The sequence below is a fragment of the Burkholderiales bacterium genome, from assembly GCA_036262035.1.
In the GTDB taxonomy this organism is placed as follows: domain Bacteria; phylum Pseudomonadota; class Gammaproteobacteria; order Burkholderiales; family SG8-41; genus JAQGMV01.
Window position 1 is genome coordinate 107,526 of sequence record DATAJS010000023.1, and the last position, 25,109, is coordinate 132,634.

The following is a 25,109-nucleotide window of genomic DNA, read 5'->3' on the forward strand; positions in this document are numbered from 1 at the left end:
CGAGAACCGGTGACATAAACCGGTGACGGTGTGACGGAGGAGTCATGAACGAGCCGATGTGGAAGCCCTCGCCCGAACGCCTCGCGCAGGCGAACCTGACTGCGTTCATGAAGCGCGTGCGCGAGACGTGCGGCGTCGACGTGCACGACTACGAGCACCTCTGGCAGTGGTCGATCCAGCAGCCCGAAGCGTTCTGGACCGCGCTGTGGCATTTCTGCGGCGTCGTCGGCGATGCCGGCGAGCGCGCCTTTCTCGACGGCCACCGCATGCCGGGCGCGCGATGGTTTCCGGATGCGCGGCTCAACTTCGCGGAGAACCTGCTGCGCCGGCGCGACGACGCGGTCGCGCTGGTCTTCAAGGGCGAGGAGCAGGTTCACACGCGCGTCACCTACGCACAGCTCTACGACGACGTATCGCGCTTCGCACAGGCGCTGCGCGCCGCGGGCGTCGCGCGAGGCGACCGCGTCGGCGGGTATCTGCCCAACATGCCGGCGGCGGTGGTCGCGATGCTGGCGACGACGAGTATCGGCGCGATCTATTCGTCGTGCTCGCCCGATTTCGGCGTGCAGGGCGTGCTCGACCGCTTCGGCCAGATCGAGCCGAAGGTGCTCGTCGCCGCCGACGGCTATTACTACGCCGGCAAGACCATCGACGTCGTGCCGCGCATCCAGGAGATCCTCGACAAGCTGCCGACCGTGGCGAAGACCCTCGTCGTGCCGTATACCCAGCCGAAGCCCGACCTTTCGGGGCTGCGCGGTGCGACGCTGCTCGACGACTTCCTCGCGCCGTATTATCCCGGCGACATCGAGTTCGAGCGCCTGCCGTTCGACCATCCGCTGTACATCATGTATTCGTCCGGCACGACGGGCGTGCCGAAGTGCATCGTGCACGGCGCCGGCGGCACGCTGCTCCAGCACCTGAAAGAGCAGCGGCTGCACGTCGATCTCAAAGCCGGCGAGCGCATCTTCTACTTCACCACGTGCGGCTGGATGATGTGGAACTGGCTCGTCTCGGCGCTCGCGTCCGAAGCGACGCTGCTGCTGTACGACGGCTCGCCGTTCGCCGCGGACGGCCGCATCCTCTTCGACTACGCGCAAGCCGAGAAGGCGACGATCTTCGGCACGTCGGCCAAGTACATCGACGCCGCCGCCAAGCTCGGCCTGGACCCGATCCACACCCACGACCTGTCGTCGGTGAAAGCGGTGCTCTCGACCGGCTCGCCGCTCGTCCCCGAAGGCTTCGACTACGTCTACGAGCACGTGAAGCGCGACGTGCAGCTCTCGTCGATCTCGGGCGGCACCGACATCATCTCGTGCTTCGTGCTCGGCAATCCCATCGGTGCGGTGTATCGCGGCGAGATCCAGTGCCGCGGCCTGGGCATGGCGGTCGAGGTCTACGACGACGAGGGCAAACCGGTCCACGGCGACAAGGGCGAGCTCGTCTGCGAAAAGCCGTTCCCGTCGATGCCGGTGGGATTCTGGAACGACCCCGACGGCGCCAAGTACCGCGCCGCTTACTTCGAGCGCTTTCCCGGCGTGTGGTGCCACGGCGATTACGTCGAGCTGACCGAGCATCGGGGTCTCGTCATCTACGGGCGCTCGGACGCGGTGCTCAATCCGGGCGGCGTGCGCATCGGCACTGCCGAGATTTACCGCCAGGTCGAGCGCCTCGACGAGGTGGTGGAAAGCCTGGCCATCGGCCAGGAGTGGGACCATGACGTGCGGGTGGTGCTGTTCGTGCGCCTGCGCGACGGCGTCACCCTCGACGATGCGCTGCGCGACAGGATCAGGAAGCAGATCCGCGACAACACCACGCCCCGCCACGTGCCCGCGCGCATCGTGCAGGTCGGCGACATACCGCGGACCAAGAGCGGCAAGATCGTCGAGCTCGCGGTGCGCAACGTGGTCCACGGCCGGCCGGTGAAAAACGTCGAAGCGCTGGCCAATCCCGAAGCGCTCGATCTCTATCGCGACCGCGAAGAGCTGCGGAATTAAACCCTGAAGGAAGGCAGGTTCAAGGAGGGAAACCTTGGTTTCCCTCCTTGGCGTTCACCGGCGCAACGCGAGGCATCCGCAGGATGCCTCGCGCCACCTGGCGCGCTGCTTGCTTTTCCTTCACCGAATTGCGCGACACAGCGCAGACAGTGTCTGCGCGCGGCGACATCGAGTGTTACGGATGTAACGCGTTGTAAAACCGCTGCACAGCCGCGTCGCGCCGGCGGTCTAATGAGTGAGCGCAAAAGGAGATCTTGATATGAATACCCACAGCCTTCGAGGGAATCACCCTTTGATCGTGATCGCCGCGATCGCGGTGATCCTCACGTGCCTGCTCGCGATCGGCGTCATGACGGGCATCGTCCCGAGCCCGATGAACCGCGCGGCCGACAAGCAGGAGCTCACCGCCGCGCCGTCCGGCGCGCCGCCGACCACGACGACGACGACGCGCGAGAGCCGCACCGTCACGCACAAGCCGGCCTCCGAGCCGCGGCGCCTGACTTCGAGCGAGCCGGCTAAGACCGCGCCGGCGACCGGTGCGACCTCCAGCAGCACCCGCGAAACCGTCGCCGCCGCGAGCCCCGCGCCGGCGGCCCCGGCCCCCTGCCATAGCTGCGGCACGGTGACCTCGGTCCGCGCGGTGAAGCAACAAGGTGAGGCGAGCATGATCGGCCCGGCGGCAGGCGCCCTCCTCGGCGGCCTCGCCGGACGTCAGATCGGCAACGGCAGCGGCAAGACCATCGCCACGGTGATCGGCGCGGGCGCGGGCGCGGCGGCCGGCACCGAAGTCGAGCGTCGCTACAAGAGCACGACGAGCTATGTCGTCGCGGTCCGCATGAACGACGGCTCGCACCGCAGCTTCAACTACGCGTCCGCCCCGGGCGTGTCGGCCGGCGACAAGGTGCGCGTCGTCAACGGCTCGCTCCAGCGCGACTGACCGCGAGCCCGCTCCGCGAAGAAACCGCGCTACGGCGCGGTTTTTTCGCAGCGGTTGACATATACCCCCTGTGGGTATATACTCGCGCCCATGGACACCGCTGCCACCCCGGCCCGGGCCAGCGTCGATCTGGGCATCGAGGGCATGACCTGCGCGGCGTGCGCCACCCGCGTCGAGAAGGTGCTGAACCGCATCCCCGGCGTCTCGGCGAGCGTCAACTTCGCGACCGGGAAAGCGCGCGTGAGCTACGACCCTGCCCGCTCGGATCTAGGGCGGCTCGCCGCGGCGGTCGCCAAAGCGGGCTACGGCGCGCGCGAGATCGCGGGACGAACCCGCGAGGAAGAGCGCGCACGGCGCCTCTCGGACTACCGTGCGGAGCGCCGGCAGTTCGTCGCAGCGTTCGTGCTCACGCTGCCTTTCCTCGCCCAGATGGCCGTCATGCTCACCGCCGGTCATTACGAGTTCATCCCCCCCTCCCTCCAGCTCGCGCTCGCGAGCGTCGTGCAGTTCTGGATAGGACGACGCTTCTATGTCGGCGCCTGGCACGCGCTGCGCGGCGGCGGCGCCAACATGGACGTGCTGATCGCGCTCGGCACCACGATGGCGTACGGCTACAGCGCGGCCGCGGTCGTCCTCGGCCTCGACCTGCACCTCTATTTCGAAGCGAGCGCCGGGATCATCACGTTCATCCTGCTCGGCAAGCTGCTCGAAGCGCGCGCGAAGTCGCGCACCACGCGCGCGATCGAAGAGCTGATCAGGCTCCAGCCGTCGCTGGCGCGCGTGGAGCGCGGCGGTGAGATCGTCGAGGTGCCCGTCGCGCAGATGCAGGTCGGCGACGTCTTCGTCGTGCGGCCGGGCGACAGCATTCCGGTCGACGGCGTGGTGCTCGACGGCGCCTCGGGCGTGGACGAGGCGATGCTGACCGGCGAGAGCCTGCCGGTCGAGAAAGAGCGCGGCGCACGCGTCTTCGCCGCGACGGTGAACACCACCGGCATGCTTCGCTGCCGTGCGACCGGCATCGGCGCCGATACGGCGCTCGCGGCGATCGTGCGGCTCGTCGAAGAGGCGCAAGGCTCCAAAGCGCCGATCCAGCGGCTCGCCGACAAGGTGTCGGGCGTCTTCGTGCCGATCGTCGTCGCAATCGCGGTCGTCACGTTCGCCGCGACGCTGTGGGTCACCGCCAGCGCCGCCCTCGCGCTCATGCATGCCGTGGCCGTGCTCGTCATCGCGTGCCCGTGCGCGCTCGGCCTCGCGACCCCGACCGCGATCATGGTCGGCACCGGCGCGGGCGCGCGTGCCGGGATACTGATCCGCAACGCCGAAGCGCTCGAGCACGCCGCGCACATCGACACCCTCGTCGTCGACAAGACCGGCACGCTCACGATGGGACGGCCCGAAGTGACCGACGTGGTGCCGCTCGCGCCGGCCCAAGCGCGCGACGTGATCGCGCTCGCCGCGAGCCTCGAGCAATCGTCCGAGCACCCGCTCGCGCGCGCGGTGCTCCAGCACGCGGCCGCGCAGTCGATCGCGGCCGATGCCGTCACCGCTTTCGAAGCGGTACCCGGTCAGGGCGTCAAGGCCGTCGTCGGCGGCGTGCCCGCGCTGCTCGGCACGCGCAGGCTGATGCTCGCGAACGGCATCAAAGTGCCCGAAGCGCACCTCGCCGCGCTCGAAGCGCAGGGTAAGACCGCGGTCGTCGTCGCGCATGCAGGCGCGGCGATCGGAGTGATCGCGATCGCGGACCGGCTGCGTGCAAGCTCGCGCGCCGCGATGGACGCGCTGAAGGCGCGCGGCATCGAGGTCGTCATGATGACCGGCGACAACGCGGCGATCGCCGCCTCGATCGCGCGCGAGGTCGGCATCGAGCGCTTCGAGGCCGAGGTCCTGCCGCAGGACAAGGCGAAGCGCGTCGAGGCGCTGAAGCGTGAAGGCCGCTCGGTCGGCATGGCGGGCGACGGCGTGAACGACGCGCCCGCGCTCGCCGCCGCCGACGTGAGCTTCGCGATCGCCGCCGGCTCGGACGTCGCGATCAGCGTCGCGGACGTGACCCTCATGCGCTCCGACCTCGCCGGCGTCGCCGACGCGATCGCGCTGTCGCGCGCGACGCTCGAGAAGATCCGCCAGAACCTCTTCTTCGCGTTCGTCTACAACGTGCTCGGCATCCCGCTCGCGGCCGTCGGCCTGCTGAACCCGCTCATCGCGGGCGCGGCAATGGCTTTGAGCTCGGTGTCGGTGGTCAGCAACTCACTGCTGCTCAAGCGCTGGAAAGCCGTGAACAAGGAGTAAACGATGGAAACGAAAACACTCAAGATCAGCGGCATGACCTGCTCCGGCTGCGTCGCCTCGGTGCAGCGCGTGCTCACCGCGCTCGACGGCGTGCAGCGCGCGGACGTGTCGCTCGACCGGAAGGAAGCGACCGTGAGCTACGAGCCGGGGCGCGTCACGCCGGACGCGCTCAAGGCCGCGATCGAGGATGCCGGTTATGACGTCGTCGGATAGGGAAGAAGCGCCGCGCGTCGTACAGCCGCATCGCGCTGCGTTGTTGAAGCGGCTCAACCGCATCGAAGGCCAGGTGCGCGGCGTCGCGTCGATGATCGCGCAGGACCGTTACTGCGTCGACGTGCTCACGCAGATCGCGGCGATCCGCTCGGCGCTCGACGCCGTCGCGATGCAGCTGCTCGAGGATCACGCGCACGGCTGCGTGCAGTCGGCGATACGCGCCGGCAAGGGCGACCACGCGGTCGACGAGCTGCTGACGGTGGTGAAGCGCCTTCGCTAAGGATAGCGGGGAAGTTCAAGGAAGGGAGGTTCAAGGAGGGAAAACCAAGGTTTCCCTCCTTGGCGTTCACCGGCGCGGAAGCGCAGCGCCCGCTAGCGGGCGCGCGATTACCAGTTCCAGGGCTGGATCACGGTCCACCAGGAACGTCCCGGACGGCCGCCGTTGAGGTACACGCTGTTCGGGAAGTTCTTCTTCATCACCCGCTCGGCGTCGTTGCGCAGGTCGGTCATCCCGAGCTTGTCGTACGCCTGCACGAGCATGACCAGGCCTTCTTCGTTCGCGGGCGCCGTGGGATAGGTCTTCAGCGCGTACTGGATACGGTTGACCGCCGCGACGTAGGCGCCGCGCTTCATGTAGTAGCGCGCGACGTGGATCTCGTGAGCCCCGAGCGAGTTGACGAGGTACTTCATGCGCTCGATCGCGTCGGGCGTGTACTTGCTCTCGGGATAGCGTGCGACGAGCTCCTTGAACGCATCGAACGATTCCACCCCCGCCTTCGGATCGCGCTCGGACATGTCCTGCTGGCCGATGAAGCCCATGATGCCGAGATCCTCGTTGAAGTTCGCGAGGCCCTTCAGGTAATAGACGTAATCGACGTTGGGATGATTCGGGTGCATCTTGATGAAGCGGTCCGACGCGGCGACGGCGAGCGCGGGCTCGCCCTGCTTGTAGTGCGCGTAGGCGACTTCGATCTGCGCCTGCTGCGCGAAGCGGCCGTACGGATAGCGCGCCTCGAGCTTCTGGTAATACTTGATCGCCTGCTCGAAGTTGCGGTCGTTCAGGTTGGACTTCGCTTCGGAGTACAGCTTGCCCGCCGACCAGCCTTTGGTTTCGTCGTAGTCGCTCTTGAACTGCGCACAGGCGCCCAGCAGCCACCCGATGAGCAGCATCAGGACTACGGCTAAACTACGCTGGATCATGCAAAAACTCCCCGAAAAACAGGATTATAGCTCACAGGCTTCGCCTGCGGCGCTGGCCTTGACCGTACCCGCCGAATGCGCCGGCATGCGCCTCGACCAGGCGCTCGCCAGGCTGCTGCCCGAGCACTCGCGCAGCCGGCTCGCGCAATGGGTCAAGGACGAGCGCGTACGCATCGACGGCCGCGCCGCGCTGCCGCGCGCGAAGGTCTGGGGCGGCGAAGCGCTCGAAGTGCGCCCCGCCGCCGACCCGCGCGAGCTTGCGGCCGCACCCGAGGCGATCGCGCTCGACGTCGTCTTCGAAGACGCGGCGATCATCGTCATCGACAAGCCGGCGGGGCTCGTAGTTCATCCGGGCAGCGGCAACTGGAGCGGCACGCTGCTCAACGCCCTGCTCGACCATGCGCCGCAACTCGCCCAGGTGCCGCGCGCCGGTATCGTCCACCGGCTCGACAAGGAGACGAGCGGCCTTCTCGTCGTGGCGAAGACGCTCGAAGCGCAGACCGATCTGGTGCGGCAGCTCCAGGCGCGAACGGTCAGGCGCGAGTACGCCGCGATCGCGCACGGCGCCGTCGCTCGCGACGGCAAGGTCGAAGCGCCGATCGGACGTCACCCGACGAGCCGCACGCGCATGGCGGTGGTCTCGCGCGGCAAGCCCGCGGTGACCCATTACCACGTGGTCGAGCGCTACCCCGACGCGACGCTGCTCGCCTGCCGCCTCGAAACGGGACGCACGCACCAGATCCGCGTGCACCTCGCCTCGATCAAACATCCCCTCCTGGGCGACCCGGTGTACGGCAAGCGCAACGTTAACCCTAAGCTCGCGTTCCACCGCCAGGCGCTGCACGCGCAAAGGCTGGGGCTCGTGCATCCGGTGTCGCGCAAGGCGATGAGCTGGGAGGCGCCGGTGCCGGAGGATATGCGAGAGCTCATGGAGAGGTTGAAAGGAGAGAAGAGAGAGGAGAGAGGAGAATAGCGTCGCGCCTCCCCTGTCTCCTGTCTCCTCTCTATATTCAAATGTTCAATCCTGACTGGATCGTTCCCGACTGGCCCGCACCCGCAAACGCGCGGGCGGTGATCACCACGCGGGCAGGCGGCGTGAGCGCCGGCCCGTACGCGAGCTTCAACCTCGGTTACAGCACCGGCGACGACACGCAGGCGGTGCGCGCGAACCGCGAGCGATTGCGCGCGATGCTGCCGGCTGAACCGCGCTGGCTCAAACAGGTGCACGGCGCGCGCGTCGTCGAAGCCGAAAGCGTCGCCGACGGCCCGCAGGCCGACGCGTCGACGGCGCGCGAGCCGGGCACGGTGTGCGCGATCATGGTCGCCGACTGCCTGCCGATCCTGTTGACCGACGCCGACGGCAGCGTGGTCGCCGCTGCACACGCGGGGTGGCGCGGCCTCGCGGCCGGCGTCATCGACAACACCATCGCGGCGATGGTCGAGCGCGGCGCCGACGGCAGGAGCCTCATGGCGTACATCGGACCCGGCATCGGGCCGACGGCGTTCGAAGTGGGCGACGACGTCCTCGAAGCCTACACGGCGAAGGATGCCGGCGCGAAAAGCGCTTTCCGGCCGCACGCACAAGGCAAGTGGCTCGCCGACCTGCCGTCGCTCGCGCGGCGCACGCTCGAGCGCTGCGGCGTCGCGCGCGTCTACGGCGGCGACCTTTGCACGTACGACAACGCGCAGCGCTTCTATTCCTACCGCCGCGACCGCATCACCGGGCGTATGGGCGCTTTCATCTGGCGCGTATAATCCGCCCTTTTCTCGGCGACGTGCGCTGCATGACGCGCGCGCTGCCCCGCCGGTTCCTTCAATGACTTCCCTGACCTGGATCGTCGCGACGACCCTCGCGGGTGGCGTGCTCTCGGTGCTCGTCGCCTCGTTCTTCGCGACGTTCGCGAGCGCGGCGCACATCCCGGTGCTCATCAGCTATGCCGTCGGCGCGCTGCTCGGCGCGGTGTTCATCGAGCTGCTGCCCCACGCCTTCGAGGTCGCCACCAGCATGCAGGCGATGGCCGCGACGATACTGGGCGGCATCCTGCTCTTCTTCGTGCTCGAAAAGCTCGTGCTGTGGCGCCACTGCCACCTCGAGCAGTGCGAGGCGCACGATCCGTCGGTCCAGGATCACGCGCACAGCCACGCCGCGCCGCCGCCCAACGGCGCCCACGATCACGGCCGCAGCGGCCTGATGATCCTCATCGGGGACACCTTCCACAACTTCGTCGACGGCATCCTCGTCGCCGCCGCGTTTCTCGCCAACACCGAGCTCGGGATCGTCACCGCGCTCGCGATCATCGCCCACGAGATTCCGCAGGAAGTGGGCGACTTCCTGATCCTGCTGCACTCGGGATATACCCGCCGCGCCGCGCTCCTCCTCAACATGCTCTCCAGCGTGGCGATGGTCGTGGGCGGCGTGATCGCGTATTTCGCGCTGCAGACCGTGCAGCAGTGGGTGCCGCCGCTCCTCGGGCTGGCCGCGGCGAGCATGCTCTACGTGGCCGTCGCCGATCTCATCCCGGGCCTGCACCGCCGGGCGGAGCTCGGCGCGACGGCGCAGCAGGTCGTCCTGATCGGACTGGGCATCGCGACGATCTGGCTGGTCGGCGAAGTCGTGCACTCGTACGTCTGACGCGGCGAGGCGGCACGTCTCGTGCTCGCATCCGTATCTGCCCGCATAATCGAGACCATACCAAACGAACCGGCCCGCCGCCGGCAGCCCGCCATGGCCGAAGAACCGTCTCGCACCGGATCGCCCGCTCCCGCCTCCATGCAGGCGCTCGCCGACCTCAACCGCCAACTCCTCGAGCGCATGATGAAGCCGCTCGCGGAAGACGGCACCGCGCCCGGCAGCGGCGCGATGCTGAAATCGCTGACGACGGCGTTCGCCGCCGATCCCCAGCGCTGGCTCGACATCCAGAGCCGTTATTACCAGAAACAGCTCGAGCTCTGGACCAGCGTTTCGACGACGGCGCCCGATGCCGCGCCGCCGCAGGTCGTCCAGGCCGAGTCGGGCGACCGCCGCTTCCGCGGCGCCGACTGGCAGCAGCCGTACTGGAGCTTTCTCGCGCAGTCGTACCTCCTCAACGCGCGCCTGCTCTCGGAGCTCGTCGAAGCCGCCGAGCTTCCGGCGCGCGACAAGAAGAAGCTCTCCTTCTATACGCGGCAGTACATCGACGCCATGGCGCCGTCGAACTTCCCGTGGAGCAATCCCGAGGCGCTGAAGCTCGCCGGCGAGACCGGCGGCGAAAGCCTGGCTGCGGGGCTGCGCAACTTCGCAGGTGACATCGACCGGGGGCTGGTCTCGATGACCGACGAGACCGCCTTCGAGGTCGGCGGCAATCTCGCGCTGACGCCGGGCGCGGTGGTGTACGAGAACGAGCTCATGCAGCTCATCCAGTACCATCCTGCGACCGACACGGTCTACGAACGGCCGCTCGTCATCGTCCCGCCGTGCATCAACAAGTACTACATCCTCGACCTCCAGCCGCAGAACTCGTTCGTGCGCTACGCCGTCGAGCAGGGCCACACGGTGTTCATCGCCTCGTGGCGCAACATGCCCGAGTCGATGGGCACCACCACGTGGGACGATTACCTGCAGCAAGGGGTCATGCGCGCGCTGGACGTCGCGCTGGACATCACCGGCGCGGACAAGGTGAACGCGCTGGGGTTCTGCATCGGCGGCACGCTGCTCGGCAGCGCGCTCGCGGTGCGCCGCGCGCAGGGTGACGATCGGGTCGCCAGCCTCACGCTGCTCGCGGCGATGCTCGACTTCTGCGACACCGGCGAGATCTCGGTCTTCGTCGACAAGGCGTACGTCGGCAAGCGCGAGCGCGACTTCGCGAACGGCGGCGTCATGCCGGGCAAGGAGCTCGCCCTCACCTTCGCGTCGCTGCGCGCCAACGATCTCATCTGGCAGTACGTCGTCAACAACTATCTCAAGGGCAAGACGCCGGAAGCTTTCGACCTCCTCTACTGGAACGGCGACAGCACCAACCTTCCGGGCGCGATGTATGCGTACTACGTGCGCAACATGTACCTCGAGAACAACCTGAAGAAGCCGGGCAAGCTCACGATGTGCGGCGTGCCGGTCGACCTGCGCAAGATCGACATGCCGGCATACGTCGTCGCAGCGCGCGACGATCACATCGTGCCGTGGCAGACGGCGTACGCGAGCGCGCGACACCTCAAGGGCGCCGTGCAGTTCGTGCTCGGCGCGAGCGGACACATCGCCGGCGTCATCAATCCGGCGTCCCGCAACCGCCGCAATTTCTGGGCCGGCGGTAAACTCATGAAGGACCCGGCGCGATGGCTGGAAGCAGCGACCGACACGCCGGGGAGCTGGTGGAAGCACTGGAGCGAGTGGCTCGCGAAGCAGGCGGGCGAACGCATCCCGGCGTGCTCGACGCCCGGCAGCGACGAGTATCCCGAGATCGAACCCGCACCGGGGCGGTACGTGAAAGAGAAGACGGTTTGAGGTAGTTGCAGCACGCGCGTTTTCAACAGCGGAGGACATCATGGCACAGCGTTTGGCGGTGGTTACCGGCGGGATGGGCGGATTGGGCGAGGCGATCTGCGTAAAGCTTTCCGCCATGGGCTACAAGGTCGTCGCCACGTATTCGCCCGGCAATACCAAATCGAAGCAATGGCTCGACGAGATGAAGGGTCAGGGCCATCAGTTCAGCGCCGTGGAGGTCGACGTCGCCGACTTCGATTCGTGCCAGAAAGCGGTGAAGCAGATCGCGGCCGAGCACGGGCCGGTCGACGTGCTCGTCAACAACGCCGGCATCACCCGCGACATGACCTTCAAGAAGATGGACCGGGCGAACTGGGACGCGGTGATGAAGACCAACCTCGACAGCGTCTTCAACATGACCAAGCCGGTGATCGACGGCATGGCCGACCGCGGCTGGGGCCGCATCATCAACGTCTCCTCGGTGAACGGCCAGAAAGGCGCGTTCGGCCAGACCAACTACTCCGCGGCCAAGGCCGGCATGCACGGGTTCACCAAGGCGGCGGCGCTCGAGTACGCAAGGAAGGGCGTGACCGTGAACACGATCTCCCCCGGCTATATCGGGACCAAGATGGTGCTGGCGATCCCGAAGGACATCCTCGATTCCAAGATCGTCCCGCAGATTCCGGTCGGCCGCCTCGGCAAGCCCGAGGAGGTCGCGGGCCTGGTGGCTTATCTCTGCTCGGAGGAGGCCGCCTTCGTCACGGGCGCCAACATCGCCATCAACGGCGGACAGCACATGCAGTGAGAGGCCGAAAGGAGAGAGGCGATAAGAGAGAGGAGAACACCGTCGCGTGATCCGGGTTCTTCTCCTCTCGCCTTTCGCCTCTCTCCTCTCTTGCGGGAATTTACCCCGCTAATTCAGGCCTTTAATTGTCACGCCCGGGCGGTTGTGGAATAATTGCCGATCGCACTAGCCTCCGAGGTTCCTTCCATGTCGCAGCAGCCGTCGAGAATCATCAAGAAGTATCCGAATCGCCGGTTGTACGACACCGAGACGAGCAGCTACATCACCCTGCAGGACGTGAAGAAGCTCGTGCTCGAGCAAGTCGACTTCCGCGTCGAGGACGCGAAGAGCAAGGACGATCTGACCCGCAGCATCCTGCTCCAGATCATCCTCGAGGAAGAAACCGCGGGCGCGCCGATGTTCTCCTCCGACATGCTCTCGCAGATCATCCGCTTCTACGGCAACGCGATGCAGGGCATGATGGGGACGTATCTCGAGAAGAACATCCACACCTTCATCGACATGCAGAAGCGCCTCCAGGAGCAGTCGCGGCAGATCTACGGCCAGAACCCGATGATCAACTCCGACGCCTGGGGCGAGTTCGTGAAGATGCAGGGGCCGGCGCTCCAGGGCTTCATGAGCCGCTATCTCGAGCAGAGCGCGAACGCGTTCATGGAGATGCAGCAGCAGCTCCAGCAGCAGACGCGCAACATGTTCGGCAATTTCCAGTTCCCCGGTTTCCCCGGGGCGCAGCCGAATAAACCCGAACCCGAAGGCGGCGGCGACGACAAGAAGTAGCCGCGCGTCGTTCTACCGTTTTCCATCGTGAGCACTCAAGCGCCCGCCAAGGTGGGCTTTGTCTCTTTGGGCTGTCCCAAAGCGACGGTCGATTCCGAACGCATCCTCACGCAGCTGCGCGCGGAGGGCTATCTCATCTCGCCGTCGTACGAAGGCGCGGACCTGGTCGTCGTCAACACCTGCGGCTTCATCGACGCCGCCGTGGCCGAATCGCTGGATGCGATCGGCGAGGCGCTCGACAAGAACGGCAAAGTGATCGTCACCGGCTGCCTCGGCGCCAAGGGCGACGTCGTGCAGAAGACGCACCCCAGGGTGCTCGCGGTGACCGGCCCGCACGCCACCGAAGAAGTGATGTCCGCGGTGCATACGCACCTGCCGAAGCCGCACGATCCCTTCGTCGACCTCGTGCCGCCGCAGGGCGTGCGCCTCACGCCGAAGCATTACGCGTATCTCAAGATCTCCGAAGGCTGCAACCATCGTTGCGCCTTCTGCATCATCCCGTCCATGCGCGGCGACCTCGTGAGCCGGCCCATCGGAGACGTGATGAAGGAAGCCGAAGCGCTCGTCGACGCGGGCGTGAAAGAGCTCCTCGTCGTGTCTCAGGACACCAGCGCCTACGGCGTCGACGTCAAGTACCGCACCGGCTTCTGGGGCGGCCGCCCGCTGAAAACGCGCATGACCGAGCTCGCCCGCGCGCTCGGCGAGCTCGGCGTGTGGGTGCGCCTGCATTACGTCTATCCCTACCCGCACGTCGACGAAGCGATCCCGCTGATGGCGGAGGGCAAGGTCCTTCCCTACCTCGACGTGCCTTTCCAGCACGCGAGCGCGCGGGTGCTGAAAGCGATGAAGCGTCCCGCGAGCTCGGAGAACAACCTCGCGCGCATCAAGCGCTGGCGCGAGATCTGCCCGCAGCTCACGATTCGCAGCACTTTCATCGTCGGCTTCCCCGGCGAGACCGAGAGCGATTTCGAGGAGCTCCTCGCCTTCCTCGAAGAAGCGCAGCTCGATCGCGTCGGCTGCTTCGCCTATTCGCCGGTCGAAGGCGCGGCGGCGAACGCGCTGGCCGACCCCGTGCCCGAGGAAGTGAAGGAAGCGCGCCGCGAGCGGTTCATGGAAGTTCAGGCGCGCATCAGCGCCGAACGGCTTGCACGCAAGGTCGGCCGCACGCTGACCGTGCTGGTCGACGAGGTCGACGAGGGCGGCGCGGTCGGCCGCACACCCGCCGACGCGCCGGAGATCGACGGGCTGGTGCACATGCCGCGCTCGCACAAGCTGAAACAGGGCGAGCTCGCCGAAGTGCTCATCGAGGATTCGGACGAGCACGATCTCTACGGCAGGCCCGCCTGACAGGCCCCGCTCGTGATTCCTGCCGACGCGCTCGAGAAGCACGAAGTCAGGCTCGGTAAGACCACGCTCGACTTCTGGACGCGCAAGGCGTCCCACGCCGACGCCGGGGTGCTGCAGCAGGTATTCGTCCAGCAGGATTACCACTTCGAGCAATGGGCGCAGGGACAGCTCGTGCGGCGCCTCTACGACAGCGTGCGTGCCGGAGGCGTCACGCCGCTCATCCTCGACGCCGGCGCCAACATCGGCGCGAGCGCGGCGTGGTTTCGCGCGCTGTTTCCCGAGGCCCGGATCGTCGCGGTGGAGCCCGCGCCCGACAACGTCGAGCTCCTGCGCCTGAACTGCACGGGCCCGAACGTCACCATCGTCGAAGGCGCGGTCGGCGCCGAGGACGGGACGATGCACCTCGTCGATCCCGGCCGCGGCGAATGGGCCTATCGTGTCGAAGCCGAGGGCGGCCGGCCGGTCGCGGTCCATTCGATCGCCGCGCTGCTCGAACGCGCCGGTTCGGCATTCCCGCTGGTGTGCAAGCTCGACATCGAAGGCGGCGAAGCCGATCTCTTCGCGACGAACACCGAATGGGTGGACCGCTTCGCGCTCATCGCGATCGAGCTGCACGACTGGCTGCTGCCCTTCAAGGGCACGTCGCGGCGCTTTCTCCAGACGATCGCCGCGCTCGATTTCGAAGTGATCAACCGCGGCGAAAACCTCTTCTGCTTCAACTCGAGCTTTTTCGAGTGAGCGGCCGTCCCTGCCCGCGCGGGCTCAGCGAAACTCGGCGAGCAGCTTGTCGAGAATCGACATGCTGCGCTGTGCCTCGCTCACGATCCACTCGGTGAATGCGATCACGTCCCTGCGTTTGATGAGCACGGTCGGACACACCAGGTTGTAGGTCGAGGGTTGCTCGACGGCGGGGCCGAACGGCACGACGATCTGTTTCTCCGCGAGCTCGTCCACCGCGAGCAAGCCGCGGCTCAATCCGACGCCGAGACACTCCCTGACGGCCTGATGCATGTACACGCGCGGCGTGAAATTGAGATAGCGCTTTCCTGCGATATCCGGGAGGCCGGCGGCCTGCAGCCAGCCGTGCCAGCCGGGACGCTGCGGCTGTTTGTCGTAATAGGTTTCGTCCGAGCTGTCGAGCAGCGTGTGATTCGCCAGATCGCCCGGCTCGGCGATCGCGCCTGCGTGTCTCGCCAGGTGCGGGCTGCAGATCGGGAATATCGGGTTGCGGCTGAGCGGCACGACACGCAGTCCGCTGAGCGGGCCCTGCCCGTACCAGAGCCCGACGTCGAAAGCGCTGCGGAGCAGGATCGTCGGATCGGGCACCATCGTCATCGACAGCGAGATGTCGTCGCGCTCTTTCATGAAGCCGCCGATGCGCCCCATCAGCCACAGCATCCCGAGGCTCGGGGGGCATGCGACCCGCAGGATGGGCTGGTCTTTCGCGGCCTTCAGATTGCGCGTCGCGTTCGACAGGAGCAGCAGACCGTCCTCGACCTGAGCGACGTAGCGCTCGCCCGCGGCGGTCAGCGCGATCTTGTTGCCCGTGCGACGCAGCAGCTTGGTCTCGAGATATTCCTCCAGCAGCTTGATGTGATGGCTGACCGCCGACGGGGTGACCTTCAGCTCGTCGGCCGCCTTGGTGACGCTCAGCAGCCGCGCGACCACGGCGAATGTTCTCAGGCTCGAGAGCGGTAAACGCGGGGGTTTCATCTCCGGCGCACTTCTTGGTCTTCTCGGAAGCTCCCGTTCAGCGACCGGGCTCGACCCGATGCTTCTCCCGCGCACACTGTGCCACAGGAGGCATCAAAGGCCGTACCCGCCAAAGGTACGACGCGCCGGACTTGACATGGGCGGTGCGAGTCGCGGCGCCGTCGTTCGTCCTAACACGCACCGCATCTCAGCAATCGAAACCCTTGAGGAGGCTCTCGCTCTCGTCGCGCAGACCTTCGAGATAACCTTCGGTGACTGCGCTCGAGATCGACAGCGATACCGCGATGTCGCGCTTGCTGATGAAATCCATCAGCAGCTTCTCACGCTCGGGATGAACCGCGACCAGCGCGCGCAGGAGACACATGTGCGCGTGAATCTGACCTGCTGCGTACGAGACCTTTTCGTCCACGTACTCTCCCTCGATATCGTTCTTGGAATTAGCGCAGTTTATATGATTGACACGCAGCAGGGCCAAGTGCGAGAGCGGTTGAACGTCCGCTCAATCGATATTGAGCAAACCGCCGCTCGCGATGAGGCACTCGGGTTCCGGATAGGTGCGGTGCAACCATTCGGCGGTGAGGTCCTCCATCCGCCGTCGCGCCGCCGAGGACGCGAACGTGTGATCGGCATCGACGGTGTGCTGCTCGACGCACGCGCTGAGCCGCGCGCCGCGCCGCCGTGCGCGGCTGTACTCGCCGAACTCCCGTGCCGTCAGATCGTCGCTGCTGAGCAGCAGCAAGGTGGGGGTGGTCAGCCCGTCGAGCGCACGGCCGAGACGATCGGCGAGCGATTCCCCGCCGCGGCTTGCAGGTTCCCCGGCACTGCCGAGCACGCGACGGATCGACCGCGACAAGTGTGCGGCCGCTGACCCGATGTCCACGCCTCCGGCGAGCAGCTTGCGCCAGAACGATGCTTCGAGCATTCGTTTGGTGTAGTAGTGCTTGACGTAGGCCGCCGCCCGCGCGCGCTCGCTGCCCACCCACGGGTTCAACAGCACCAGACCCGCAATGCGCGCATCGTGCGTCGAGTGCGCGTACAGGAGCGCGGCGGACGCGGCGTCGCACAGGCCGCACAGAATGACGCGATCTATGGACGGACACGCGACGGCGAGCGCGTCGATCGCGCACGCGACATCGGGCGCGATCTCGTCGAACGGCACGCTCGCGCCTGCGCTGTCGCCCATGCCGCGATAATCGAAGCGCATGACCGCGGCGCCGCCGGCGGCGAGACGGCGCGCGAGCAGGACGAACTGGCGATGGCTGCCCACGCGATACTGCGGGCCGCCGACGAGGATCACCACGCCGAGCTTCGGCGATCCGCGGGGCACGCTGACGATGCCGACGAGGCTCTCGCCGGCGCATTCGAAGACGACAGGCTGTTCGTTCATCCGAGCCCGCCTAACGGTCGCGTGCGCCGCTCTCCTGCGCCGACAGCAGCTCGGCGAGGTGACGAATGGGAATGGCGAACGTGATCCCCGAAGGATGGCTCAGCACCGACTCGCGCGTGCCCTTCACGAAGACCATGTTGATGATGCCCACGACTCGACCCGATTCGATGTCGAACAAGGGGCTGCCGCTGTTGCCCGGATAGGCCGTGGCGTCGAGCTGCAGCACCGAGAACGTGCCGGCTTTGACCCGGCGCACGACGCGCGGGTCGAGCTGCCGTGCGCTTGCCATCGGCAGCGCGATCGGCGTGATCGCGGACACCATGCCCCGGTGCGTCACCGGCGCGAGACCGAGCACGCCGCCGACGGGGAAGCCGGTAAACGCGACCATGTCGCCCTCTCGCACCGCGTCCGATGCGAACGACAGCGCGGGCAACGGCGCGCCGTTGATGCGCAGCACGGCGACGTCGTGGCCGCCGTCGGTCACCACCAGTGCAGCTTCGCGCGGCTGCGGCTCGCCGCCTGCGCGCACCATGACGACCAGCACCTCGCGCTGCTGCACGTCGAGCTGCTCCGGCAGCACGTGCGCGTTGGTCGCGACCCGGGTGCCGTCACCGACGACGAAGCCGGTGCCGCGAAACTGGAAAGGCGGGCTGCGCGTCTTCTGATAAGTGCCGACGGCGACGATCGAAGGTTTGATGCGCTCGATGGTGTCGGGAAGCGCGCCGGCGCGGCATGGCATCGCTCCCGCCAGCGCGAGCAGCAATAGCGCGAGTCGGACCGGCACGGATCAGAACTCGCGCGCGGGCGTTGCGGCGGCCGACACCCTCGGCCCGCGAGACGCGGCTTTGCGGATGCTGCCGAGCTCCGGTGACGAATCGGTGACGGCCGGGTCGAACGGATGCTCCAGCGCCCCGTACAGCCGCAGGATGCGCTGCACGTAATCGCGAGTTTCGGCGAACGGCGGCACTCCACGGAAGCGGTTCACCGCGCCCTCGCCCGCGTTGTACGCCGCCGCGACGAGCGTGACGTCGCCTTCGAAATACGCGAGCAGCCAGCGCAGATAGGCCAGTCCCCCGCGTATGTTCTGTGCCGGATCGAACGGCCTGGCGACGTTGAAGCGCGCCGCCGTCTCCGGAATGAGCTGCATCAGTCCCTGCGCGTTCTTCGGCGAGCGCGCCGAAGCCTCGAAGTTCGATTCGGCGCGGATCACCGCGAGCGCGAGACGCGGCCTGACCCCGTACTTGGGCGCGAGCTCGCGGACGAGTCCCGCCGCGAGCTTCTGCATCGGGGTGCGCGGCACGAAGGCCTCGTCGTCGTGCGCTTCGCGGTCGACAGGCGTCGCGGGCGCTGCCGCGAGCAAGGGCGGGTCGGGGGTGAGACAGTGCGGAGCCGCAGCGACCGAGTCGCCGACGAAACGCAGCATCTGCGCGGCGTGGTCATGGCCCTGCGAGGCGGCGAGCCGGAAATAGAATGCGGCCATGGCGTCATCCTTCGGCACGCCGCGCCCGTTCGCATAGATCCAGCCGAGGCTGAACTGCGCTTCGACGTCGCCGTAACGCGCCGCCTTGCAGTAGAGCTCGATCGCCCGCGCGACATTCCTGCGCACGCCTTCGCCGTGCTCGTACGCGCGCGCTTCGGCGCGCAGCTCGGACGCCTCCTGGCCAAAGCCGTCGGCCGCGCACAGCCCGAGCAGCGCGCACGCCGCGATTGCGCGCAGCCCCGCTCGCGACCGCATCAGAGCTGCTGCCGCAGCTTGGCGAGCTCGGCCTGCCCGGCGAACTTGTCGCCGAGCTTCGCGAGCGAATCGATCTCGGCGCGCGCCGCCTGCTTGTCGCCGGCCTTGATGAGGCCGCGCACGAGATTGAGGCGGATCTCGGCCGATTCCGGCGCCGCCGCCGAAGCCTTGCGCAGGAGCTCGACGGCCCGTGCGGTCTCGCCGCGCTCGATCAGCAGTCCGGCGTAAGTGTCCATCACCGACGGATGCGCGGGCGCGACGGCGTACGCTTTTTCGGCGTACTCGATGGCGTGGGGGTCCTTGAGCTGCGCGGCAGCCCAGGCGAGATTGTTGAGCACGACCGGATTCGACGGCTGGTCTTTCAGGATCGCCCGATACTGCTCGACGGCGGCGGCGTAGTCCTTCGAGCTCAGCGCGGCCTGCGCGAGCATCATGCGAAAAGCCTGGTCGCGCGGATTGGTGCGCAGCCAATCGGCGGCAAAGCGCTCGGCACCCCCCCGATCGCCGCCGGCCACGAGCACGGTATGCAGGCGCACGGCGAGATCGGTCGAGCTGCCGGTCTGCTTCAGGCCGGCGCGATAGGCCGCAGCCGCTTCGCTCCAGCTCTTGCGCGTGGCATGAATGTCGCCTTCGAGCACGTAACCGATCGCCTGCCGCGGATGCGCCCTTTGCACCTGTCGCGCGACCTTCATCGCCTCCTCGACGCGCCCGGCGCTCAGGTGCACGGCGATCAGTCCGCGCTGCGCATCCAGCGAATCGGGCCGAACGGCGAGCGCTTCCTTGAGACTGCCCGCCGCGGCGTCGACCTGCTTTGCGGCGAGCTGAGCTTCGGCCATGCGTAGGTACGGATGTGGGCTACCCGGCTGCAGCTCGGTCATGCGCTTGTAAATGCTCAGCGCTTCGTTCGTCTCACCGTTCACCTGGTACGCCCGCGCCGCGGCGTCCATCAGCTCCAGGTTGTCGGGCACCGCGGCCATGCCTTCGCGTGCCGCAGCCAGCGCTTTCTGCGTGTCTTTGTGTGCGAGATAGTGACGAACCAGCGTCGCGCGCGCCTTGCCGTTGTTCGGCTGCGCGGCGACCGCTTTCTCGATCAGCGCGCCGACTTCAGCCGGCGGCTTGCCCGTTACGGCCGAAAGCTCGGCCAGCGACAGGATCGCGGCCGCGTTCTTGGCATCCTTGGCGATGATCGCCTCGTATCGGACGCGTGCGGCTTCCGGCTTCTTCTCCGCCAGATCGATCCTCGCAAGGCTCGCCACCGACGGCAGGTACGCCGGATCGATCTCGAGCGCGCGCTCGAAGCTCTTGCGGGCCGTCGCGAGATCGGCCTTGAGCATGAATGCAATGCCGCGCAGGTGGGGCGCGAGCGGTCCGGGCTGCTTCTTCTCGAGCGCCGCGATGGCCGCCAGCGCGCGCTCGTACGAGCGCTGCTGCAGGTACTGGGAGATCAGGGCGAGGTCGGCGCGGGTGCCGCTATCCCCGGCGGCGACCTGCTCCAGCTCGGTCAGGCCTTTCTGCGTATCGCCGCTCGCGAGGCGCGACAGCGCCAGCGCCGTGCGCACTTTGGAATTCGACGGCTCGAGCTCGGCCGCGCGCGCGAAGCTTGCGGCGGCCTTGCCCGCCTCGCCGTTCATCATGTGAGCCTCGCCGGCGAGCGCATGCAGGCTTGCGTCTCGCGGCGAGGCATTCAGTCCCGGCTCGAGCGACTCGAGCGCTTTGGCCGCCTGACCGCTGCGCAGGTACGTCGCGACCAGCACGCGCCGGGCGAGCGTCTGGTCGGGCGAGCGCGACAGCACTTTCTGCGCGTGGGCCTCGGCCTGCGCATACTGGCCGAGGTCGAGCTTGATCGTGGCCGCGAGCGTGAGCGCCGCGGGATCGTCGGGCGCGACGCTCAGCGTTTGCTGGATCGCCTGCTCGGCCTCCTTCAGCTTGCGGTTGCGGTACTGGTAGAGCGCGTCGAAGTACGCGGTCTGCGGATGCTTGGGCGCGACTTTCTTCATCGCCTCGAGCTGCTTGCCCGCCTCTTCGAGCTTGTTCTGCCTCAGGAGCAGCGACACGACCGCGGCCTGGGCGGCCGGAGACTGCGGCCGCAGCTCCACGGCTTTGCGCAACGCTTCGAGCGCCGCGTCGGGCTGCTGGTGCGCGGCCAGGAGATCGCCCTTGAGCTGCCACGACTCGGCCGACTTCGGATCCGCCGCGACGGCCTGCTCGACGAGTTGCAGCGCCGCGGCGAGATCGCCGCCCACAGCGGAGAGCCGCGCCTGCCCCAGCTTCGCGCGCACGTATGCAGGGCGCGCGGCCAGCGCCGCCGCGAAGGCGCTGCGCGCGGCCGCCTGGTTACCGCCGGCGAAATGGGCGTAGCCGATCGCCGTTTGCAGCTCTGCGATCGCGTCGGGGTCGCTCACGGTCTGCGACGCCAGCTCGTCGAGCACTTTCTTCGGTTGTCCGATCGCCACCAGCGCGGTGGCGAGCGCCGGCACGACCTTGTCGGCGGGATACTTGAGCTCGTACGCGCGGCGCAGCTCCTTTTCGGCGCTGACGTAGTCGCCCGTCGCGAGCAGCTCGCGCCCGAGGAGATAGCGCGCCTCGGCGTTGCCGGGCTGCTTCTGCAGCGCGTTCCTGAGCTGAATCGCCGCGGCATTGTGGTCCTGCTTGGCGATGTACGCCCGCGCCGACTCGACGAGGCTTTCGGGCGTCTCGCGGCTGCACGCGGCGGCCGTCAGAGCGGCGAGGACGAGCAGCGTGGTCCTGCAGAATTTGGAAGAAGTCATCGTGAACCCGTTCTAAAGCCGCGATCAGCGCAAGCCGAAGCGGTGCATGAGGTCGTACAGGGTGGGACGGCTGACGCCGAGGACCTCGGCGGCCTTGGCGATGTTGCCGTTGACGCGGCTCAATACCGAGATGACCGCGCTGCGCTCGGCGGCATCCCTCACGTCGCGCAGGCTGAGCGTGGTTTCGGTGCTTTCGCGCTGCTCGTCGAAACCGAGATCGGCCGCGGTGATCTGCCGTCCCTCGGACATGATCACCGCGCGCTTCACGCAGTTCTCGAGCTCGCGTACGTTGCCGGGCCACGCATGCGCCGCGATGGCGTTCAGCGCGTCGTCGGACAGCGCGAGGCCGCCGCGCTTGTAGTCCTCGGCGAAGCGGCGCACCAGCGCATGTGCGAGGAGCGCCGCGTCGCCGCTGCGGCTGCGCAGCGGGGGGATCGACACCACGATCTCGGCGAGACGATAGTAGAGATCCTCGCGAAAACGGCCGTCGGCGATCAGCGCCTTGACGTTCTGGTGCGTGGCGCAGACGATGCGCACGTCCACCGCGATCTCGCGGCGGCCGCCGAGCCTTTCCACCACGCGCTCCTGGAGGAAACGCAGCAGCTTCGCCTGCAGCGCGAGCGGCAGGTCGCCGATCTCGTCGAGCATGAGCGTGCCGCCGTCGGCGAGCTCGATCTTGCCCGGCGTCGTCTTCACCGCGCCGGTGAACGCGCCTTTCTCGTAGCCGAAGAGCTCGCTCTCCAGGAGGTTCTCCGGGATGGCGGCGCAGTTGATCGCGACGAACTTCTCGGCGGGCCGGCGCGAGAGCTGGTGCAGGCCCCGCGCGAGCAGCTCCTTGCCGGTGCCGCTCTCGCCGAGCAACAGCACCGACGCGCCGGTCGTCGCGACTTTCTCCACGGTCCGGCAGATGCGCAACATCTCCGGATCGCGCGTGAGCAATCCGCTGAGCGCGTCGGGCTGCTGCATGGCGAGCAGCCGGCGGTTCTCGCGCTGCAGGTCGTAGAGCCGGAAGGCGCGCTCGAGCGTGAGCGCCAGCAATTCGGGTTCGAACGGCTTGGCGTAGAAGTCGTACGCCCCGAGCGCGATCGCTTTCAGCGCGTGCGCCCTGTCGTTCTGCCCCGTAAGGACCACGACCTTGGTCTCCGGCGCCTCGGCGAGGATCTGCTCGAGGAGCTTCAGCCCTTCCTCCGGCGAATCGGGATTCGGCGGCAGGCCGAGATCCATCGTGATCACCGCGGGCGAATGGCGCCGTACCTGCGCGAGCGCCTCCTCGCGATCCGCAGCGGTCACGGTCTGGTAGCCGTCGAAGGCCCACCGCATCTGCTTCTGCAGCGCCGGGTCGTCCTCGACGATGAGCAGCACGCGCGCGGCTTCGCTCACGCCACCGCCTCCGGCTGCTCGCGCGCCGACCGCGCATCGTCGTACAGCGGCAGCAGCACGCGCATCGTCGTGCCGCCGCCCACACGTGTTTCGACGTCGATGTCGCCGCCGAGCTCTCGCACGTACTGCAGGCTCTCGTAAGCCCCTATTCCCATGCCGCCGTCTTTCGTCGTCTGAAACGGTTTGAACAAACGCTCGCGCGCGAACTCGGGCGTCATGCCGCAGCCGTCGTCGCAGACCTCGACCACCGCGTGGCCGCGCGCGCGCTCCGCGCGCACGCGAACGCCGCCGCTCCTGGGCGTGGCGTCTATCGCGTTCTGGACGAGGTGCCCGATGACGCGCTCGATGCGCTCGGCATGGCCTCGCGCGAGCACGTCTTCCTGAAGGTCGTAAACCGGCTGGGGTTCCTGGCCCTGCTTGGTGCGCGCTACCCGGCGCACGACGTCGGCGACGTTGACCGGCGCGGCCGACTGGATCGGCGTGTTGCCGTCGCGAAGCTGCAACATCAGGTGCTGCATGCGCTGCACCACGTGCTGCACCGTGGCGAGCATGTCTTCCTGGAACTCGACATTATACTTGTGGCGCTCGGCGTTCTTCAGCATGAGCGAGAGCTGCGCGACGAGGTTCTTGAGATCGTGCACGACGAACGCGGACATGCGGTTGAACGCGTCGAACTTGCGCGACTCCAGGAGCGCCTCGGTCGCCTGCATGTGACCGATGAAGCTCGCGGCCTGCCGCGCGGCGGTCTTCAGGAGATCGCCCACTTCCCAGTCGATCGCGATGCGCGTGCGCGGCGTGCCGAGCACGACGAAGCCGATGAGGTCGTCGCCCAGGGCGAGCGGGACGATGAGCCACGCGCTCGGCAGCGCCGAGAGCCACTCGGGAATGCGCAGCTCGCCGTAGCGTCCCGGCGACGAGCGATACTCGTCGAGGTCGACCACCCAGCCGCTCTCGCGCAGATAGCGGACCAGGCCGCCGTCGGTCCCTTCGGCGCCGGCGCTCTCGCCCATGTTCCAGCGCGTCCTCTGCCGGTATTCGCCGTCCGCGCCCTCGCGCAGCCACAGCGCACCGCCGGGGCTTTCGACGAGGTTCGCCAGGCCGTGCACGATCTGCTGCCCCAGCACCGCTTCGCCTTCGGCCGAGGCGAGCGTGCGGGTGAACCGCAGCCACTCCTCGCGATAGTCGTAGCGATGGCTGTGGAAGTGCTTCGCGACGAAGACACGCAAGCGTGCGCGCACCGCGCCGGAGGTCGCGAACACGCACAGTCCGACGAGGCCGGCGAACAGGAGCGCGACCTGGAATGCCGGCCCCCACGTGCCGCCGGCGATGCGCACGTAGTAGCCCGCGCCCGCGACGAACAGGAGATAGACGCCGGTCGCGACCAGCGCGGCGGAATGGAACACCACGCGGTGCGACAGGCGCACCTGCGTGTGCCACGCGCCGGTACGCGCGGCGCCGATCGCGATCAGCGGTGCGATCGCGGCGTTGACGAAGCCTCTCACGCTGAACGCGTGAACGTCGACGAGGTTGAAGAGCAGCGCGTCGCTGTAGACGTAGACGTCGAAGCCGCAGACCGCGGCGAGCCCGATGCACAGCGGCTTCACCTGCCAGCGCGCATCGGCCGAGACGTTGCGGTACAGGGTTTCGAGGAGAACCAGCGCGAATACCGCCATGCCGAGCGAGCTGAGCATCGCCAGGCGGCCCGGAGCGCCGAGGATGGGCCACGCGTTCGCCGCCGCGATCACGCTGAACAGCGCGAAGCACCCGAGCACCGCGCCGACCCGGATGAGCGGACGGCAGCGGCTCGCGGTCTCGGCGTCGCGTGCCCCGGCGAGGAGCAGGACCAGGAAGGCGAACCACGCGCACATGCGCAGGGCGTCGGCCACCGCCGCTGCGATGAGGAAGCCGAAGACCTGGGTGACGGCGAACGCCCAGCCCGCCAGGCCCCACACCGCGCTCAACACGCACGCTGCGGCGAGCGCCGAGCGATGGCGGCCGCCGCCGCGCGTCAGGCCGAGCTGCAGCGCGAGCCCGATGAAGATGACGCAGGCCGCACCATAGCTCCAGGCTGTAACGGTCACGCGCGCTCCGCGATCGCGTAGGCAGCCGCG

General features: G+C 67.8%; 22 protein-coding genes. 13 read left to right on the plus strand and 9 right to left on the minus strand.

Annotation, left to right across the window (positions count from 1 at the left end; genetic code table 11):
- The first annotated feature begins 44 nt into the window (after positions 1–44).
- The 5 genes from VHP37_24365 (at position 45) to VHP37_24385 (ending at position 5,710) form a co-directional block, all read left to right on the plus strand.
- A complete protein-coding gene (locus VHP37_24365) occupies positions 45–1,994 on the plus strand; it encodes an acetoacetate--CoA ligase (GenBank protein ID HEX2829501.1) in 1,950 nt (649 codons plus the stop codon).
- Between the two features lie 259 nt (positions 1,995–2,253).
- Positions 2,254–2,931: a glycine zipper 2TM domain-containing protein gene (locus VHP37_24370; protein HEX2829502.1), complete on the plus strand. Its 678-nt coding sequence runs from the start codon at positions 2,254–2,256 to the stop codon at positions 2,929–2,931.
- 90 nt (positions 2,932–3,021) lie between these two features.
- Positions 3,022–5,217 (plus strand): heavy metal translocating P-type ATPase, encoded by a 2,196-nt coding sequence (locus VHP37_24375; protein HEX2829503.1) that lies wholly within the window; start codon positions 3,022–3,024, stop codon positions 5,215–5,217.
- Positions 5,218–5,220: 3 nt separating this feature from the next.
- Positions 5,221–5,430, plus strand: coding sequence for a heavy-metal-associated domain-containing protein (locus tag VHP37_24380; GenBank protein ID HEX2829504.1), 210 nt, complete (start codon positions 5,221–5,223; stop codon positions 5,428–5,430).
- A complete protein-coding gene (locus VHP37_24385) occupies positions 5,414–5,710 on the plus strand; it encodes a metal-sensitive transcriptional regulator (protein HEX2829505.1) in 297 nt (98 codons plus the stop codon). Before VHP37_24380 ends, VHP37_24385 begins: the two co-directional genes overlap by 17 nt.
- A 107-nt stretch (positions 5,711–5,817) precedes the next feature.
- Here VHP37_24385 and VHP37_24390 read toward each other — a convergent pair whose 3' ends face one another.
- On the minus strand, positions 5,818–6,630 hold the full coding sequence (locus VHP37_24390) for an outer membrane protein assembly factor BamD (GenBank protein ID HEX2829506.1): 813 nt from the start codon (positions 6,628–6,630) through the stop codon (positions 5,818–5,820).
- Between the two features lie 58 nt (positions 6,631–6,688).
- On the opposite strand from VHP37_24390, the gene rluD reads away from it, so the two are divergent.
- The 8 genes from rluD (at position 6,689) to VHP37_24430 (ending at position 14,753) form a co-directional block, all read left to right on the plus strand.
- Positions 6,689–7,603 carry a 23S rRNA pseudouridine(1911/1915/1917) synthase RluD gene (gene rluD, locus VHP37_24395; protein ID HEX2829507.1) on the plus strand — a complete coding sequence of 305 codons (915 nt, stop codon included), beginning with the start codon at positions 6,689–6,691 and terminating at the stop codon, positions 7,601–7,603.
- 41 nt (positions 7,604–7,644) lie between these two features.
- The gene (pgeF, locus tag VHP37_24400) at positions 7,645–8,385 is read left to right on the plus strand and encodes a peptidoglycan editing factor PgeF (protein HEX2829508.1); all 741 of its coding nucleotides are present in this window, start codon (positions 7,645–7,647) and stop codon (positions 8,383–8,385) included.
- 61 nt (positions 8,386–8,446) lie between these two features.
- Positions 8,447–9,262: a ZIP family metal transporter gene (locus VHP37_24405; GenBank protein ID HEX2829509.1), complete on the plus strand. Its 816-nt coding sequence runs from the start codon at positions 8,447–8,449 to the stop codon at positions 9,260–9,262.
- 93 nt (positions 9,263–9,355) lie between these two features.
- Entirely contained in the window at positions 9,356–11,107 is a 1,752-nt protein-coding gene (phaC, locus tag VHP37_24410) for a class I poly(R)-hydroxyalkanoic acid synthase (protein HEX2829510.1), read from the plus strand.
- Positions 11,108–11,147: 40 nt separating this feature from the next.
- On the plus strand, positions 11,148–11,891 hold the full coding sequence (gene phbB, locus VHP37_24415) for an acetoacetyl-CoA reductase (GenBank protein HEX2829511.1): 744 nt from the start codon (positions 11,148–11,150) through the stop codon (positions 11,889–11,891).
- A gap of 186 nt (positions 11,892–12,077) precedes the next feature.
- Entirely contained in the window at positions 12,078–12,668 is a 591-nt protein-coding gene (gene phaR, locus VHP37_24420; protein HEX2829512.1) for a polyhydroxyalkanoate synthesis repressor PhaR, read from the plus strand.
- A 27-nt stretch (positions 12,669–12,695) separates the two neighbouring features.
- Entirely contained in the window at positions 12,696–14,015 is a 1,320-nt protein-coding gene (rimO, locus tag VHP37_24425) for a 30S ribosomal protein S12 methylthiotransferase RimO (GenBank protein ID HEX2829513.1), read from the plus strand.
- A 12-nt stretch (positions 14,016–14,027) separates the two neighbouring features.
- A complete protein-coding gene (locus VHP37_24430; GenBank protein HEX2829514.1) occupies positions 14,028–14,753 on the plus strand; it encodes an FkbM family methyltransferase in 726 nt (241 codons plus the stop codon).
- Between the two features lie 24 nt (positions 14,754–14,777).
- Here the strand turns inward: VHP37_24430 and VHP37_24435 are convergent, their stop codons facing one another.
- From VHP37_24435 to prsK, 8 genes are all read right to left on the minus strand, one after another.
- Positions 14,778–15,728 carry a LysR substrate-binding domain-containing protein gene (locus VHP37_24435; protein ID HEX2829515.1) on the minus strand — a complete coding sequence of 317 codons (951 nt, stop codon included), beginning with the start codon at positions 15,726–15,728 and terminating at the stop codon, positions 14,778–14,780.
- Positions 15,729–15,915: 187 nt separating this feature from the next.
- Entirely contained in the window at positions 15,916–16,137 is a 222-nt protein-coding gene (locus VHP37_24440; protein HEX2829516.1) for a hypothetical protein, read from the minus strand.
- A gap of 90 nt (positions 16,138–16,227) precedes the next feature.
- Entirely contained in the window at positions 16,228–17,115 is an 888-nt protein-coding gene (locus VHP37_24445) for a hydrolase 1, exosortase A system-associated (GenBank protein ID HEX2829517.1), read from the minus strand.
- A gap of 10 nt (positions 17,116–17,125) precedes the next feature.
- On the minus strand, positions 17,126–17,899 hold the full coding sequence (locus VHP37_24450; protein HEX2829518.1) for a serine protease: 774 nt from the start codon (positions 17,897–17,899) through the stop codon (positions 17,126–17,128).
- A gap of 3 nt (positions 17,900–17,902) precedes the next feature.
- On the minus strand, positions 17,903–18,850 hold the full coding sequence (locus tag VHP37_24455) for a transglycosylase SLT domain-containing protein (GenBank protein ID HEX2829519.1): 948 nt from the start codon (positions 18,848–18,850) through the stop codon (positions 17,903–17,905).
- Positions 18,850–21,618, minus strand: coding sequence for an XrtA/PEP-CTERM system TPR-repeat protein PrsT (prsT, locus tag VHP37_24460; protein ID HEX2829520.1), 2,769 nt, complete (start codon positions 21,616–21,618; stop codon positions 18,850–18,852). The genes VHP37_24455 and prsT overlap by 1 nt, the downstream gene beginning before the upstream one ends.
- Positions 21,619–21,642: 24 nt before the next feature.
- Positions 21,643–22,998 (minus strand): PEP-CTERM-box response regulator transcription factor, encoded by a 1,356-nt coding sequence (prsR, locus tag VHP37_24465; GenBank protein HEX2829521.1) that lies wholly within the window; start codon positions 22,996–22,998, stop codon positions 21,643–21,645.
- Positions 22,995–25,079, minus strand: a complete 2,085-nt coding sequence (gene prsK, locus VHP37_24470; protein ID HEX2829522.1) for an XrtA/PEP-CTERM system histidine kinase PrsK — start codon at positions 25,077–25,079, stop codon at positions 22,995–22,997. The genes prsR and prsK overlap by 4 nt, the downstream gene beginning before the upstream one ends.
- Between the last annotated feature and the right edge of the window lie 30 nt (positions 25,080–25,109).